This window comes from Candidatus Bathyarchaeota archaeon (assembly GCA_026014585.1).
Classification (GTDB): Archaea; Thermoproteota; Bathyarchaeia; order Bathyarchaeales; family Bathycorpusculaceae; genus Bathycorpusculum.
This window is the reverse complement of the sequence record JAOZIA010000022.1, coordinates 287698-303423: the sequence shown is the minus strand read 5'-3', so window position 1 is coordinate 303423 and position 15726 is coordinate 287698. Positions and strand designations below refer to the sequence as shown.

Below are 15726 nucleotides of genomic sequence, written 5' to 3'. Positions count from 1 at the left end.
GAAACTGCATTGTATTTCTAATAGGCACCAAATAGACAGCAAATAGGACTGTTGTAGATGACTCATGCTACTTTGTTTTTTCGTATTCCTCAACCATTTTTTTAACCTTTTTTTCGAGTTTAAGCTCGTAGGTATGTTCAGGAATTGGTGGCGGTAGTGTTTTGCGTTTGTGTAGGTCTGTTGGTTTTACGATGCGTATTTCGCCTGTTTTCACTGCTACTTTTTTGCAGTTCACGGTATCTTGAAAGTCTTCTTGTGCTTCTACCACCCAGTAGCCTTGACTTTGGGTTACAACTTTAACCTTGTATAATCCCTTGTAATAGTAGAAGTTTTGACTCATAAAAAACCACAAATAAATTATTGTTTTAAGAGTAAATAAACACTGGGTAACTATGTTTTCTGGGTGGTTTTTTCGCAAGTAAGCGCTATTGCCGTGATAATTGATGGCATGGTAAAAATGCTAAAGACTCTTTTGTATTTGGGGTCAGCCACTTTTTTAACATCCTCCACGTTTCCCCCTCCCCTCACGTATCCATCGATGAAGGCTTGTGCTAAAGCCTCTGGTTTACCATTATTATTTAGGGGTGAAAGAAAATGTCCTGCGTAATAGAGGAACTCGGCGATGTCCCAGGTTTTGTCCCCGCCAAGCGTTGCCTGCTCAAAATCCAGCATGTAAATGCTGCCGTCAGCAACCGAAATCATGTTTTCAGGTTTGCTATCGCCCAGCGTCATGTTGGTAGCGTGCACTTTAGCCATAAGTTCCCCAGCCGAACACATAATTGACAACTCAGGTTTTGCGTCACTTATTCTTTTGGCTAATGCTAACCGCTTGATTGACTCGCTTAAATCTTCGCCTTCCACGAACTCCATGAAAACTAAGCGTTCCGCATTGTTAATCTGGTAAATCTTGGGCACTTTAAAACCGTGTTCCAACAGGTACTCGCTAGTTGCGCATTCCTTGGCTAAGCGTGCTTGCGCAGGAACAGCAAACGAGCGGGCACCTCGTGACCACACAGTAAGAGGGAACCATTTAAACCCTGACCATTCCTTGAAACGCTTAACCAGAACCCGTCGTTCTACCCCCTTAACCACTGCGCTAATCAGATAAACGTCATTTAAAACTCCACCCAACGATTTAATTTCACAGTCAACTGCCCCTTCGGAATAGAACAGTTTTTCCACGTACTGCCTGATGTTGACGCGTTCAGCCAAAGAAACCAGCCCGCCTGAGGTTGGGACAAACAGGAATGCGTGTGAATCAATAAAGAGTGGTTCTTGTAGTAGGTTGCGCCAGTTGACTTGTTGGGTTCTGAAAAGCATGTTGGCGTTTTGGCTTACTTGGTTTAGGATTTGTGGGAAGGATCCAAAAAATGAGGAGAATAGGGTTCGCTGGACGTTTCGGGTTATGTTGCGAAGGCTTCCGGTGGCTTTTTGTTTTTGGTGTATGAACTCTTTGGAGATTGTCACGTAACCATCAGTGATGCTGATTACTCCTTCACTTGATAGCCGCTGCAAAATCGTCTGGTAAATTTTCAAGCTTTCCGACTCATTGCGTAACCGCACACCTTTAAGGAAACCTGAAAACTCATAGGATAACAGGGGAAAAACTCGTAGGCGGTTAAGTATTGTTTCGTAGAGGAAATATTGGGGCTTGATTTTCATGCGATAAACCAGTTCAGGATATGTTAGTGTGATGTTTTCAAGTTCCTCAAGAACCAGCCGCCGTTTCAGATTGAACTCTTTATCATCTAAGTAGTCTTTACCATAGAGTGCCAAGTAGGGAAAAACCAGTTTACCTGCAAATACCTCACCTACAAAGCCTCTACGTACGTCGCTTTCAAAAACCCGCTGGTCTACAACCAAAAATAACACGATATTGTCGTTAATGTTTTTGAAGTAACTCATAATTTTTGGCTGAAAACCTTTAACGACCACTAAGGCTTCACGCAGAGGGTTTCCACCTATCGATTCTGAGGAATAATTATCAACTAAACTGACTGCTAATATTTTGCCTGAGCCAGAGACACGACTGCTGAAATCCAAAATTTGACTGTTTAAACTTGATTCAACCGTGCTCTGCATTGTGTCTTTTTCCCTTTCCCTATAGAATGATGAGGGAGCTTTTAATATTTAAAATCAAATTCTTTAATTTTCAGGTCTAGAAAGCCTTATTCCTTACTTAACCCCATTTTACCTTAAACACTTTTGGAGAACAAGTCTTTGAGTTACCAAATTCAGCTAATAGACCAAGAAGAAAAAAACGCACTCTTCGAAAAATACACCCCTCAACTACTTTACACTTCAAAAGCTGAAATTTATGGTTGCTGCATCAAACTTTTAACCGAAAGCCAGAGAACCAAAGACAACTGGGAAGACAATTTTTACACCATGAGCGAAAACACCCGCTCACACGGACGCCTAATCGTAGTCAACGAGGAAGGCTTACCCCTCACCGTTAAATATGAGCCCTACACCAAAACCGCATTTCTAATCAACGTGGACTATTACGGCTGGATAAAAAGCATCGCACTCGCAGTTGCAGGCGACGTCTTGGAGGATGAGCACCACATCTACAGTGTGCATGGAGCAGCAATCGACATAGACTGCATGGGCGTATCAATTATTGCGCCTTCAGGAACGGGCAAAACCACACATTCTTGGGGGCTACTGCGGATTCCCACAGCTCGCCTAATCAGCGACGACTGGTACTTTGTGCGCCTCAGCACCCGCGAACCCTTGGCGTTTGGTAGCGAAAAAAACACGTATATCCAAGCGGATATTGGCAAAATCTGGAACGAGTACGAGCGCCTCGTGGATAAGGCTAAGCTTGACTCGCGGGGACGTGCGGTGGTGAATGTGCGTTGGATTGTGGGGGCAGGTGGCGTGATTCCCATGGGTACAATAAAAAAGGTTATTTTGCTCAAACGTGACTCCGCCGACAAACGTGTTGTTACGCCGTTAACCGTTGATGAGGCATTAGCGTATTTGTTGGAGCATAACTTTTGTAATCCTCACCAGCTTGTCCGTGACCAACGTAAACTTGAGTTGCGCACCAACTTCTTTAAGCGGTTTCTGCGGCAGACTGATTGTTATCTTGTAAACACTACGGGCACGCCTCAGGAAACCCAAAACCAGATACGAGAAATACTAAAAAAGGCAGATGCCACCTTGCCATCTTAGGGGCCGATTAGTGAGCAGCCCGTCATTTCTTTTGGCTGCTTAATATTCATCAACTGCAGGACAGTAGGTGCAATGTCGCCTAATCTGCCATGATGCAACTTAATTTTTTTGTCCGTTACAACTATGAAAGGCACGGGATTGAGCGTGTGTGCTGTCCATGGACCACCCGTTTCATAATCAATTAACTGTTCAGCATGCCCATGATCAGAGGTTACAATGCCTAAGCCGTTGGCTTCTTTGATGGCTAAAAGCACCCTTGCCAAACACTCATCAACAAAACTTATCGCCTTAATCGTTGCGGGCAAAACTGCAGTGTGCGCAACCATGTCTGGATTGGCATAGTTGACAAGGATAAAATCGTAAATCTGCGCCCGAATTTTCTCAACTAACATGTCCGTGACTTCTTGTGCACTCATTTCAGGCTTTAAATCGTACGTGGCAACTTTGGGCGAATTTATAAGAATCCTATCTTCGCCCTTGTTGGGGGTTTCTTCGCCTCCATTAAAAAAGAAGGTCACATGCGCATACTTTTCAGTTTCAGCAATACGAAGCTGCCGCAAACCCAGACTGCTGATTACTTGGCCCAGATTGTTTTTTAGGCAAACGGGCGGGAAAACTGTTGGTAACTTGTAGTCTTTGTCATATTCTGTCATGCAGATAACTTGGGTTTTGTGGAAGCCTTTTCGGTTAAAGGCGCTAAAGTTTTTGTCATAAAGGCTTTCAACAAGCTGCCGTGGTCTATCGGAGCGGAAATTGAAAAAGACAATTACGTCGCCATCTTCAAAACCCTGATAATCCGCATTTTTAATTACTGTGGGCTGAACAAACTCGTCAGTTTCATTGCGCAGATAAGCTTCTTGGAGGACGTGCTCGGCAGATGTGTCTTCTAATCCTTGACCTAAAGCGATTGCGTAGTATGCCTTTGCGGTTCGGTCCCAGCGGTGGTCTCTATCCATCGAGTAGTAGCGACCCATAAGAGTCGCAATTTTACCCACCGCTAAATCACGGATTTTTTCTTCTAGGGCTTGGATGTATTTTTGGGCGCTTTTGGGTGGTGTGTCTCGTCCGTCAAGAAACGGGTGAACCCAAACTTTTTTGCAACCCAACTTTTTGGCAAGTTCCAGCAGGGCGTAGAGGTGGGTTATGTCGCTGTGAACGCCGCCATCTGAGAGCAGCCCCATTAAATGGACGTTTTTGTTATTGTTTTTTGCTTCTTGCAGGTACTTGTTTAGGGTCTGGTTTTGGAAGAACTCGCCGGTTTGGATTGACTTGTTTATTCTGACTAAGTCCTGAAGAACTACTCTTCCGGCGCCAATGTTTAAGTGTCCAACTTCCGAGTTACCCATAATACCGTTGGGGAGACCTACTGCTTCTGATGAGGCATCAAGAGTGGTGTGCGGGCATTCCTTCCATAATCGCGCCATTTCTTTGGGGTGCGCCTGCGCTATGGCGTTCCCTAACTCTTTGGGTTGTATTCCCCAACCATCTAAAATTATCAGCACAAGCGGTCGTACGCCACCAGTACCTTGCTTAGGTTTGTCCAACAGGCTGTTCCTCGGATGAAGTGACAATTAACCGCGAATAGACCTAATAACCTTTTGTAAAGGCAAGACGACATAAAACCTCTTAAAAAGAAATTTTCCTATCTTTTACAATCCGAAGTTTGGATACCTATATGAGTGGCTATTTTTGGGTATGACCGATTTTTTGGTTTTTTATGTGTTGAAAGTGGCTTTTTGGGGGTGTGATAACAATACTCTTTATTAGGTTATGGCTTGACATATCTGCTTGAATAGAAGGCAATTGGCATGAAAGCGTTCATCGTTCAGTATCCGTTCGGAGTTGCAGGTTTCGACGACAAAAACAGTCTAATCGAAAAAGCACTGTTTAAAAAGAAGCCACAGGCAGCAGCAAAAAGCCTGCTAAAAGTGGAAGCCGGCAAACTCTCAGACGAAATGTTCTCACTAATCAGCCTGCTAAAAACCGCAGGATATGACATATTTGTTTTTGAAAACGGCAACATCGCAGAAGAAGCCCGCCGCAAAATGGACCTAACCATAGAAGTAACAACTCCCGCACAAGCTGAGGTTCTTCGGGGACGCATGAACCAAGTCGCAATTGAATCTGGTTTTGTCTCTGATGAGCAGGAACTTAGCATCTGGAACCGCAACGTCAGCATGGACCTAGCCAAGCTCCGTATCAAAGGCGCATCAGAAAAACGTGACCTCATAATCGCGCAAGCAATCCAGACTCTTGATGACCTTGACCGCACCGTGAACCTGTTCATGGGCAGGCTGCGTGAATGGTACGGCGTTTACTTCCCCGAACTTGACCGCTTAATCGAAAAACACGAAACCTACGCGCGTTTAGCCCAAAACGTAGGCGACAAAGAAAACTATGTTCCCGAGGTTTTGGAAGCAGAAAACATTCCCAAAGAACGCGCCCAAATCCTTATGCAAGCTGCTCAAGCATCCATGGGTGCCGACGTTTCCGAATCAGACCTGACTCAGATTCAAGCCTTAGCCAAAGACGTACTGGCAATGTATGAGTTGCGCAAAAGCATGGAAGCTTACGTGGACAAAACCATGGAGGAACTCGCACCTAACGTGCGCACCGTCGCAGGCGCTCTCCTTGGCGCACGACTAATTGCTCTTGCAGGTAGTTTACAAAACCTTGCAATGCGCCCCGCCAGCACCATCCAAGTTTTGGGTGCAGAAAAAGCATTGTTCCGCAGCCTAAAAACAGGCGCGCGACCTCCAAAGCACGGCTTAATTTTCCAGCATAATCTTTTACATGACGCTAAACGGTGGCAACGTGGAAAAATCGCCCGTGTCATCGCAGGTAAACTAAGCATTGCAGCCCGCGCAGACGCGTTTGGCGGAAACTACATCGCCGATAAACTACGCGCAGAAATCGACCAACGCATCGCAGAAATCATGGAGAAATACAAGGAAGCTCCACCACCAAAAGAAAAGAAGCCCGAGACAGAACGCAGAGACCGCGACAGAGGCGGTGACCGCAGAGACAGAGGCGACCGTGATTTCCGACCCAGACGAGACTTTAACCGTGATAACCGTGGCCCCAGACGTTTCGGCGGCGGCAAATATGGCGGAGGGCATGGTGGAAAGAACCGAGGAAGAGACAAGCGTGCACGTTAAAGTCCGACCTCACCCTCAATTCAAAGAAATCTACCAAGCCACCCTTGACGACGGCTCCCAACGCTTAGCAACCAAAAACCTCGCCCCAAAACGCACCGTTTACGGCGAACGCCTACTCCATTTCAAAGGCGAAGAATACCGTGTATGGGACGCTTTTCGCAGCAAACTCGCAGGCGCAATCATTAAAGGCTTAAAAAATGTGCCCATTGAACCCTGCAGCAAAGTCCTCTACTTAGGCGCAGCATCAGGAACCACACCCAGCCACGTCTCCGACATCGTGGGCGACTGTGGACACGTTTACTGTATTGAGTTTGCGTCCCGTTCAATGCGTGACTTAGTTAACAACGTTGCGTCTTTTCGAGGTAACATCTCACCCTTCCTAGACGATGCACGGTTCCCTGAGCATTATGCCATGTTTATTTCGGGAAAAGTTGATGTGGTTTATTGTGATGTGGCTCAGCCCGAGCAAGCAAAACTTCTCGCAGACAACGCGGACGCGCTGCTTAAGACGGGTGGCTGGGTGATGTTGGCATGCAAATCCCAAAGCATCGACGTTACACTTGCGCCTGAAGTGGTTTACCGTATGGAAGCAGAAGTCCTACGCAAACGCGGCTACAACGTGACGGAAATTGTGGATTTAGAACCCTACGACAAGGCACACGCAATGATTGTTGCCCAAAAAACAAAGTAAGCTGCCCCATTATTTTCTTGTTTTGTGTTTTATGGGAATCGTTATAAGTTCTAAGTAAAGTGTACTTTCAAGTTTGAGGTATAATCATGTTGGTTGCGGGTGTTGATGAGGCTGGGCGCGGATGCGTTATTGGACCCTTAGTTGTCGCAGGCATAGCAGTTCAAGCCGAAAACATGGCGGCGCTGGAAGGGATGGGTGTTAAGGATTCTAAGTTGTTGACGCCTAAAAAACGTGAAACCCTCTACGATCAAATCCTGCAAATAATTCACGTTCACCATGTTGAAAAGGTTGCACCCTGCATAATTGACCTCGCCGTAGAATGCACCATTAAAAACCAAAAACTCAACCGCCTCGAAGCCCAAACCATGGCAAAAATCATCGAACACCTAAAACCTGACCAAGCATACGTGGACGCAGCCGACATTGTGGAAGAAAAATTTGGGTTATACATCAAAGAATGCCTAAAATGCAGTCCCCAAATAATCTCCAAACACAAAGCCGACATGCTCTTCCCAGTAGTTTCCGCCGCATCCATTATTGCTAAGGTTGAGCGTGATCGCGAAATCGAGGCGTTGCGGGTTGAATTTGGGGATTTTGGTTCAGGGTACATGCATGATAAGAAGACATTGGCTTTTCTGAAAAGCTGGGTTGCAGATAATGATGATTATCCTGCTTGTGTGCGTAAGTCTTGGAAACCTGCAAAGCGGGTTCTTAGCGAGAAGGGGACAGTGCAAAAAACCCTCAATTAACCCGTTTTTATGAGCTTTTGGTCAATTTTTGCTTGATTTTTAGGGGACTACGTATTGGTGCAAAGTAACTCTTATATATTGTATATTGCGAAATTAGCAACAGAGCGACTGCTATATCTTACAGGATATACCTGCCGCTTTAATTGAGGTACAATCCACATGCATAAAAATAACATTTATACTTCAAAAATGAAAAAATTATGTGTTTTCTCCCTAATCTTTCTGCTCTCATTCATAACCGTGGCTGAAGTGGTTAGTCCAGCCCAAGCAATTGACGCATGGACTGACATTACCTTGCCATACACTATCACGCAGGCTGGCAACTACCGAATAATTGCGCCCTACAGTGGAACCACTGAATATGGATTAATGATTAACGCCAGTAACGTCGTGGTTGACGGCCAAGACTTTGCGCTATCGTTTGAAGCAAACCAAACCATGGTTATATCCGAAGGTCAAACCAACATTTTGTTGCAAAACATCAATGTTACCTCTTCAGCTAATGGTTACAGTTGGGCTGGTTTTGGTTTTTTGGCTTGCACAGATTTCACTGTTCAAAACTGTAATGTATCTAAACCAGCGTATGTGGGATTAGTACTTGAAAATTGCAGTGACTTTAACATTTTGGACTGCAACATGGTTGATGGTGCTGGTTCGGGTGTGGTCGCGGTTTATTGTGATGAGTTTGATTTGAAGGACTTATATGTGGACAACTGTGAAGAGTACGGTTTATTCCCGCATTTTTGCAACAATTTCAACATTGAAAACTGCACCCTAAACGATAATTATGAAGGACTCCGCCTAACAAACTCGACAAATTTCCACATAGTCAACTGTGATGCAATATCAAACTATGACTGCAACTTTGAAATTTGGGGGTCAAGTAATTTTGATATTTCATCCTGTAACGTGTGCCTCACTGAATATAATAACGGAATCTTTGTTGTTCAATGCGAAAACTTTACCGTAACTAACTCTGCCTTCAACGGCAACTCTTGGAACGGTTTTAGCGAGTACCTCTGCAACAATTTCGCCCTACAAAACATCCAAAGCAACGATAACGACCAATTAGGCATGTGGGGCGGCGTCGGAAGCAACATACTGGTTGAAAACTGCGATTTTAGCAACAACCTGCAAGGACTATTTGTTGGTGAACTCAACAATGCCCGATTCACACATAACAACATAACCAATAATGGAATGGCTGTGGAAGACGATTATTATGGCGGTTTTCAAGGATACAACATTAACGCCACCATAGACAACAGCCTCTTCAAAAACAACTATGACGCAATCATGATAGAATCGGATAATGACACCGTTTCGGCAAGTACACAAATATTTAGAAATAACGTATTCCAAAATAACGCTTACACGTTCTTTTTTGACCAAGAAGTCCCGACAGGCGACAGCAACGTAACAGTAATTTTCACCAACAACCTCGTTAACGATACCCAATACGTTGACCCACTGAGCTTCCACGGCAACTTTTCAGGCACCTACATACCTTTCAATGAGTCCTTCCTAAGTCTAAACGGAACTATTGCACTTGGAATAAGACCATACAGCAACGGACCCTTGGTAAGCGGAAACTTCTGGGCACACCCTGACGGTACAGGATTTAGCCAAACAGGTACCGATGCCGACCAAGACGGCTTTATTGATGCCCCCTTCGAACTATTTGGTAATGCAGTTATCGGAGTGGCTTATGACTATCACCCCTACAGCTTAGATTTTGATGTGAACAGTTGGGTACCCATAACTCTGCCCGCCATAATTACGCAACCAGGCAACTACAAAGTGGCTGCTCCATATAGCGGCGAAGAGACCGCCATAGTTGTTGCTTCAGATAACGTTAACATTGACGGTCAAAACTACCTGATAGAAACATATGCAAGTGGTTCATCTAGGGCGGTTTTGCTTGATATAGTTTCTAACATTACTATACGAAATCTGCATGTTGAAAACAGTATGGTGGGCATATTTGGAATTGCTAATAACTTTACTTTGACCGATTCAAATTTGAGCAATAATAGTTTTTCAGGTGTGTACACTTTCGGGGGTGGCAACGTTACTTTCAGCAACGTGTTTTTGAATAATAACTCATATTTAGGTGCTTTTATTGAAGCTGCTGATGGAGTAAGCGCGAGAAACTGCACATTTAACAACAATGGGCTGATCGGATTTTACGGTGCAGAAGTACTCAATACCCAAATTCAAAACTGCACAGCAAATAACAATCAAGAAAGATCAGGAATACAGCTCATAGAATGCCTAAACTCAACAATTCAAGACTGCATACTAAACAACAACAGCATAGATGGAGTAACAATAGCTGAATGCTTCAACTTTGAGCTTTCAAACCTTAACATGAGTGGTGATGGTTGGGGCACAGAAATTTTCACAGCAGCAAACGGTACAATTCACAACTGCATAATGACTGACAATAGTCAAGCAATCTACAGTGAACTATTAAATAACGTAAACATCACAGACAATATCTTCAGAAATAACGGATTAGTTCAAGCAGCTTACTGCGGTGGTGTAGAAGCCCAAAATTCAAACTGCACAATAGCCAACAACCTATTTGAAAACAACTATGATGCATTAATGTGGGATATAACAAACAATGACACAGCAACAACTCTTGTGCACGACAACATATTCCGTGACAACATTTACACGTTCTTTTTCATCGTCAATCAAGTTCCCGACGATTTTACAGGTCAAAAACTCTACTTCTACAACAACATGATAAACGACACAGCATACGTTGACCCCATCTGCTTCAACAACACCTACTCAGGCTTAAACCTGCCTTTCAACAATGTAATCCTTAACCTAAACACAACCCTGCAGAACGGCAACCGCATCTTCGGTAACCCAAGCAGGATCGGAGGCAACTTTTGGGCTTACCCCAACGGAACAGGTCCAAGCCAAACAGGAACCGACGCAAACTATGACGGTTTCATCGATTCCACTTTTGACTTGTTGGGCAGCTTCAACAATGCCACCCTTGGGACACTTTATGATTATTTGCCATATAGCGAAAGTTACAGTACATATTTGGTTTTCGCTGTTGGAGGCGAACAGCCATTGGCTGTTAATCAAATGTCCTCAGTGATTACTTTGGAGTTGCAGGATGCTTATGGTGCTGTAACTTCAGGTGTAACCGTGGACTTGGCATCAAGCTCGACAACAGGCGCATTTTACAGTGACGCAGCAGGCACAAACCAGGTAACTTTCTTAACAATTCCTGAAGGCGAAAGCACCGTAAACTTGTACTATAGAGACACTGCTGCTGGAACACCCGAACTCACCGCTACAAGCACAGACGTGCTCCCAGCATCAACAACCTTTACAATCAATGCTCACGCAGAAGCTGTAGACCACATAACCCTTAGCCCACAAGAAACCAGTGTCCAATCGGGTAACTCAGTAAATTATGTCACGCTTGCCTTTGATGTATTTGGCAACAGCTGGGACGTTTCCAGTGGTTCAGAGTACGCGGTGGATGGTGAATTAATTAACGGAAACACTGTGGTTGCAGGTTTAATAGGAAACTATAACGTTTCAACAACATACGCAGAAAAAACAGTGTCTACAATGCTCACCGTAACCGCGGGTGATGTCTATAATTTCAACGTGGATGCTCCAAGCAGTTGTGTCTCAGGTATACCTTTTGAAATAACCTTAACTGCCAAGGACGTTGCAGGAAACACTGCAACCAACTTCAACGGCACCGTAACGTTAAGCACAAGCCAAGGCACAATCAGCCCTGCAAATGGCACATTCTCAAACGGTGTTTTGACGCTTCAAGTTACTCTTAGAGGAAACGGTTCAACAACTATAACTGTTGATGATGGAAACGGTCACACTGGAACAAGCACCCTGAACATAGCACCAAGCTCAATTCAAACAATACACGGCACAAACGACAATGAAGAAACAGTAACCTTGACAATAAATGGTAACATAACAGCGGCGCAGTTCTCAGGAATAACCTTAACCACAAACCAATCCAACTCTCAAATAACCCTCTCCTTTACATTGCAGGGTGAAACTGGAACCTCAGGCTACACCAACATAACCATATCTAAAAGCCAAATTCCAAACGGCGTTAACCCAGTTGTCAATATTGATGGTGTAGCAGCACCAAACCAAAGCTTCACAGAGGACAGCCAAAACTACTACGTCTACTTTACAGTCAGCTTTAGCACGCACCAGCTAGATATAACCTTCACGGTCCAGCCAGCAGCCGACTTTACCATGTGGATCATCTTGGTAGTTGTTGCTGTTTTGATAATTGCAGGAGCGTTTGTTGTCTTAAAAAGACAGCGCAAACATTAAGGTCCACACGACCTCCCCTCTCTTTTAATTGCACTAAGTTATTGGATAGTTAATCGTGAATTTTGTTCCTTTTCCAAATTGGCTTTCAAAAGTTATGGCGCCACCCTGAGCTTCGATTACGCGTTTACAAACTGCCAAACCAAATCCCTGCCCTTTGGATTTTGTTGTGAAAAGTGGCGTGAAAAGTTTAGGTTTTATATCGTCAGGTACACCTATGCCTGAATCCTGAACAATAATTTTTATTTGTTTCTCGTTTGTTTTGTGTGCTTTTAGGGTTAATTCGCCGCCTTCGGGCATTGCTTGAAAGGCGTTTGTAACAAGATTTATCAGTACACGTTTTAGCAGTTGAGGGTCTGTTTCTAAAGTTAAGGTTTCACTGCCTAAATCAATGTTTACATTAACATTTCTGGGAATGCTAACTTGAGCAAATACAGCTTCAACGAACTGGTTTAAATTAATGAGCTTTTTATGAAGCTCTACAGGCTTCACAAAGGTCTGTAGGTCACTGACGATTTTATCCATATAATCAATTTGGTCAGCTATAGCATCCAAGTTTTCTTTAAGACAAAGTTTTTGCTGGCATTCAGGCAAAGTTTCAATTTCAGTTTTTGCTAAATAAACCTCCCCCACAATTGACTGCAAAGGATTACGCAAATCATGCCCAACCATACCTGCGGTTTGTCCAATCGCCGCCAAACGCTCAGCATCTTTAAGCTGCTTTAACCGCTCAGCAGCAAGGGCTTCCATGTGAGTTGCATACTTTTCTACTTCCCCCGTTTTCTTTCTAAGTTCATCCTCAGCTTTTTTGCGTTGAGTTATATCCTGCCCTTGAGCAATTGTTGCAACTATTTTCTTTTTTTGGTCATAAATGTTCGCTGAGTTCCAAAGGGCAAGTCTTTTAGTGCCATCCCTTCTCAAAATTGGGATTTCCACGGATTCCAAAGATTCCCCTTTGATGGCACGTTCAATTTGGTTTCTGGCTTTCTCTTTTTCATCTACAGGAAACAGACTGTCTAAAGGTTTCCCTAACACTTCGCTTGCCTTAAACCCCGTCATAAACTCGAAGGCACGATTGAAAAGCGTGATTTTCAGGTTAGAATTCCATACAATTATTGGGGCATTAGCACAGTTTAGAAGGTTTTCTAAGTAATTTCGGGTTTTTCTTAGCTCATCCTCAGCGCTTTTGCGTTGGGTGATGTCAGTCCAGAAAATGGCAATGCCTGATGTTGTAGGATACACTTTTTCCTCATATCGTCTGTTTGTTAGTGCATCTTTAACTTCAAAGGTGATGCTTACATTCCAATCCATAACTTTTCGATAATTCTGCTCCACCTTAGTTCCAACAAATTTTGGAAATGTCTCCCAAATGTTTTTGCCGATTAACTGATATGGTTCAAAACCGCCATTGTGTGCTGCGCGACTGTTAAGATAGTTAAATTTCCATTCCTTGTCAAGTGATATAAAACCATTGTCGATGTTTTCTAAAATTGCAGTCATTTGCTCTTGAACTTGTAGTAGTTTTTCTTCTTTTTCTTTGAGTTCTTCTTCAATCTTTATGACATCGGTGATGTCTCGACCTATGCAAAGAATACTATTTTCTTTGACAAGTCCAGTTTGTTTCCACGAAATAACCTTATATGAACCATCTTTGCATTGGAAGCGGCTTTTATAATGGTCCAGACTTTTTCCTTTAATAAATGACCAGCCTTCCTTGTTTACTCTTTGAATATCCTCAGGGTGAACAAATGCAGACCAATATTTTCCTTTCACTTCTTGGGCTTTCCAACCCAGAGATTTTTCAAAATATGGGTTAACACTCTTAAAGATGCCATTAAACCCCACAACTACCAGTAAATCTGAAGAATGCTGGAAAAATACTCCGAGTTCCAACGCCGTTTTCTGCTCAGCGCTGGGTTTATGGTTTTCTAGCAAGAAAGCGTCCGTCCTACTATCATGGAATAAGTAACTGGGAAATAAAAATTTGGGTTAATCCAAAAGTTAAGACGCACTAAATGCATAAATTCAATTTTTTCTTGGATAACTTTAAATCAAGAGAAGCATTTAGGCAGAAACGGTCAGAAAGATATGCCCAAAAAACAAGTCACAGAAAACTATGATTTCCTAATAAAATTGGCACTTGAAAAAGGCGCGGTAGACGCAAAAATTCTTCCAGCAAAAAAAGTCGTCGTAGAAAATCGTGTAGTACTCAAATGCAAGGTCGGATGCAACAACTATGGAAAAACTCTTGCTTGTCCACCCTACACGCCATCCGCTGATGAATTTCGCAAAATCGTTGCCGAATACAAAACTGCAATGTTCATAAAATTTGTTTCAAAAGCCACTGCAACACCTGAGGTCAAGGCAAAACTGATGACTGCTGAATCTGACCCAACAGTGCCCAAAGAAATCAAGGAGAAAGCCGCCAAATTCTGGCAGGACTGGAAAGATGACAAACTCAGTATGCTAAAAACGGTGGTTGATGTGGAAAAGGCTGCAATCAATCAAGGTTACTCGTTGGCCGTCTCGTTTGTTTCGGGGTCATGCCAACTATGCGATAAATGTAATACGGACACGGGAATCTGCAGGCACCCTGAACTTGCGCGTTGGTCTGAGGATGCAGTTGGAGTTAACGTGAAAAAAACTGCTGCGAACGCTGGTATAGAAGTTAGTTTTCCCTTCGGCAAAAACGCTGAATCCTACGCGTTGCTGCTTATAGACTAACCTTTTTTTCCTTTTCTGGCTTGTTATAGAACGTTTACTGTTTCTCTTGCTTTTTCCACAATTTTCCACGCGGCATCTTTGTGCAAACCTGTTTTGTCTGCCATTTCATCCCCGCCCAGCCTTGCTAACTGTTTAATGAGGACGATGCCGCTGTCAACCAATTTTAGCCTTGCAGTTTCAGGTAAACTTTTGAGGCAGCTTGCAGGGTAAAGTTTTGCCTCTAAAATCATGTCTTTTAATCCCTTGTGCACGGGTGATGTCCAGCCGATTTGAAGAATATTTTTGCAGGTGCCGTACTGTGTTGCGTGTGTGGAGTACCTTGTGTTGGTTACTATCATGGCGTGGTCAATTCTAAGCCTTGATAAATCAAGGCTGAAGGCATCGTTTACGTCTTCAAGCACAGCTTGGGCGATTCTGCTCTCATCCAGCCCCGTTAATGTATGGTAGCTGAAGTGATGTTTTGCCTCAACAAAAAATGTCACGCCATCTTTCCTTGCTATCCCGTCAACTTCGTGCTCAACACATTTGCCTCTTAGAATCTGGCTGGGTTCAACTTGGTAACCATTGTTTGCCAGAAGTAACTGCACAAAAATTTCAAATTCGGGTTTTGGGTTCATCAGGCTTAAGCCTTTTTTAAGGTCATAAATGTTCTTGATGGCTGGTTTGTGTTTGCGCATATAGCGGAAAATCATTCTCAGAATCTGCTGTGTGGATATGCCTTCATAGATGTTTTTTTCAATCCGCTCTGCGATTTGGCGAGCATTTTCTGGTGTTGCACCCATTCGTAGACAGGTATCAATAATTTTGAGTTTGCTGAAGGGCTGTTTGGCGCCGTTTGCTTTAGTAACCAAAACGGTCAAGACAATACACCAAGCTA

11 protein-coding genes are annotated in these 15726 nt (G+C 43.6%); 6 read left to right on the top strand and 5 right to left on the bottom strand.

Features of this window, described 5'->3' with window-relative positions:
- Positions 1 to 67 precede the first annotated feature (67 nt).
- Positions 68 to 340 (bottom strand): hypothetical protein, encoded by a 273-nt coding sequence (locus tag NWF01_08325; protein ID MCW4025025.1) that lies wholly within the window; start codon positions 338 to 340, stop codon positions 68 to 70.
- 50 nt (positions 341 to 390) lie between these two features.
- Positions 391 to 2082 carry a hypothetical protein gene (locus NWF01_08320; GenBank protein MCW4025024.1) on the bottom strand — a complete coding sequence of 564 codons (1692 nt, stop codon included), beginning with the start codon at positions 2080 to 2082 and terminating at the stop codon, positions 391 to 393.
- Between the two features lie 138 nt (positions 2083 to 2220).
- Here NWF01_08320 and NWF01_08315 point away from each other — a divergent pair, with 138 nt between their 5' ends.
- Complete coding sequence (locus tag NWF01_08315) at positions 2221 to 3180, top strand: hypothetical protein (protein ID MCW4025023.1); 960 nt, start codon at positions 2221 to 2223, stop codon at positions 3178 to 3180.
- Here the strand turns inward: NWF01_08315 and gpmI are convergent.
- On the bottom strand, positions 3177 to 4724 hold the full coding sequence (gene gpmI, locus NWF01_08310; GenBank protein ID MCW4025022.1) for a 2,3-bisphosphoglycerate-independent phosphoglycerate mutase: 1548 nt from the start codon (positions 4722 to 4724) through the stop codon (positions 3177 to 3179). The two genes, NWF01_08315 and gpmI, sit on opposite strands and share 4 nt — an antisense overlap.
- 264 nt (positions 4725 to 4988) lie before the next feature.
- On the opposite strand from gpmI, the gene NWF01_08305 reads away from it, so the two are divergent.
- The 4 genes from NWF01_08305 to NWF01_08290 all read left to right on the top strand — a co-directional run bounded on the left by NWF01_08305 (position 4989) and on the right by NWF01_08290 (position 12128).
- Complete coding sequence (locus tag NWF01_08305; GenBank protein ID MCW4025021.1) at positions 4989 to 6338, top strand: C/D box methylation guide ribonucleoprotein complex aNOP56 subunit; 1350 nt, start codon at positions 4989 to 4991, stop codon at positions 6336 to 6338.
- A complete protein-coding gene (locus NWF01_08300) occupies positions 6298 to 7029 on the top strand; it encodes a fibrillarin-like rRNA/tRNA 2'-O-methyltransferase (protein ID MCW4025020.1) in 732 nt (243 codons plus the stop codon). Before NWF01_08305 ends, NWF01_08300 begins: the two co-directional genes overlap by 41 nt.
- 86 nt (positions 7030 to 7115) lie before the next feature.
- Positions 7116 to 7778: a ribonuclease HII gene (rnhB, locus tag NWF01_08295; protein MCW4025019.1), complete on the top strand. Its 663-nt coding sequence runs from the start codon at positions 7116 to 7118 to the stop codon at positions 7776 to 7778.
- Positions 7779 to 7937: 159 nt separating this feature from the next.
- A complete protein-coding gene (locus tag NWF01_08290; protein MCW4025018.1) occupies positions 7938 to 12128 on the top strand; it encodes a right-handed parallel beta-helix repeat-containing protein in 4191 nt (1396 codons plus the stop codon).
- A gap of 33 nt (positions 12129 to 12161) precedes the next feature.
- Here the strand turns inward: NWF01_08290 and NWF01_08285 are convergent, their stop codons facing one another.
- Positions 12162 to 14060, bottom strand: coding sequence for a PAS domain S-box protein (locus NWF01_08285; GenBank protein ID MCW4025017.1), 1899 nt, complete (start codon positions 14058 to 14060; stop codon positions 12162 to 12164).
- Positions 14061 to 14213: 153 nt separating this feature from the next.
- On the opposite strand from NWF01_08285, the gene NWF01_08280 reads away from it, so the two are divergent.
- Positions 14214 to 14849, top strand: a complete 636-nt coding sequence (locus tag NWF01_08280; GenBank protein MCW4025016.1) for a DUF2284 domain-containing protein — start codon at positions 14214 to 14216, stop codon at positions 14847 to 14849.
- A 23-nt stretch (positions 14850 to 14872) separates the two neighbouring features.
- On the opposite strand, the gene NWF01_08275 is transcribed toward NWF01_08280, so the two are convergent.
- Positions 14873 to 15709, bottom strand: a complete 837-nt coding sequence (locus NWF01_08275) for an ATP cone domain-containing protein (protein MCW4025015.1) — start codon at positions 15707 to 15709, stop codon at positions 14873 to 14875.
- Between the last annotated feature and the right edge of the window lie 17 nt (positions 15710 to 15726).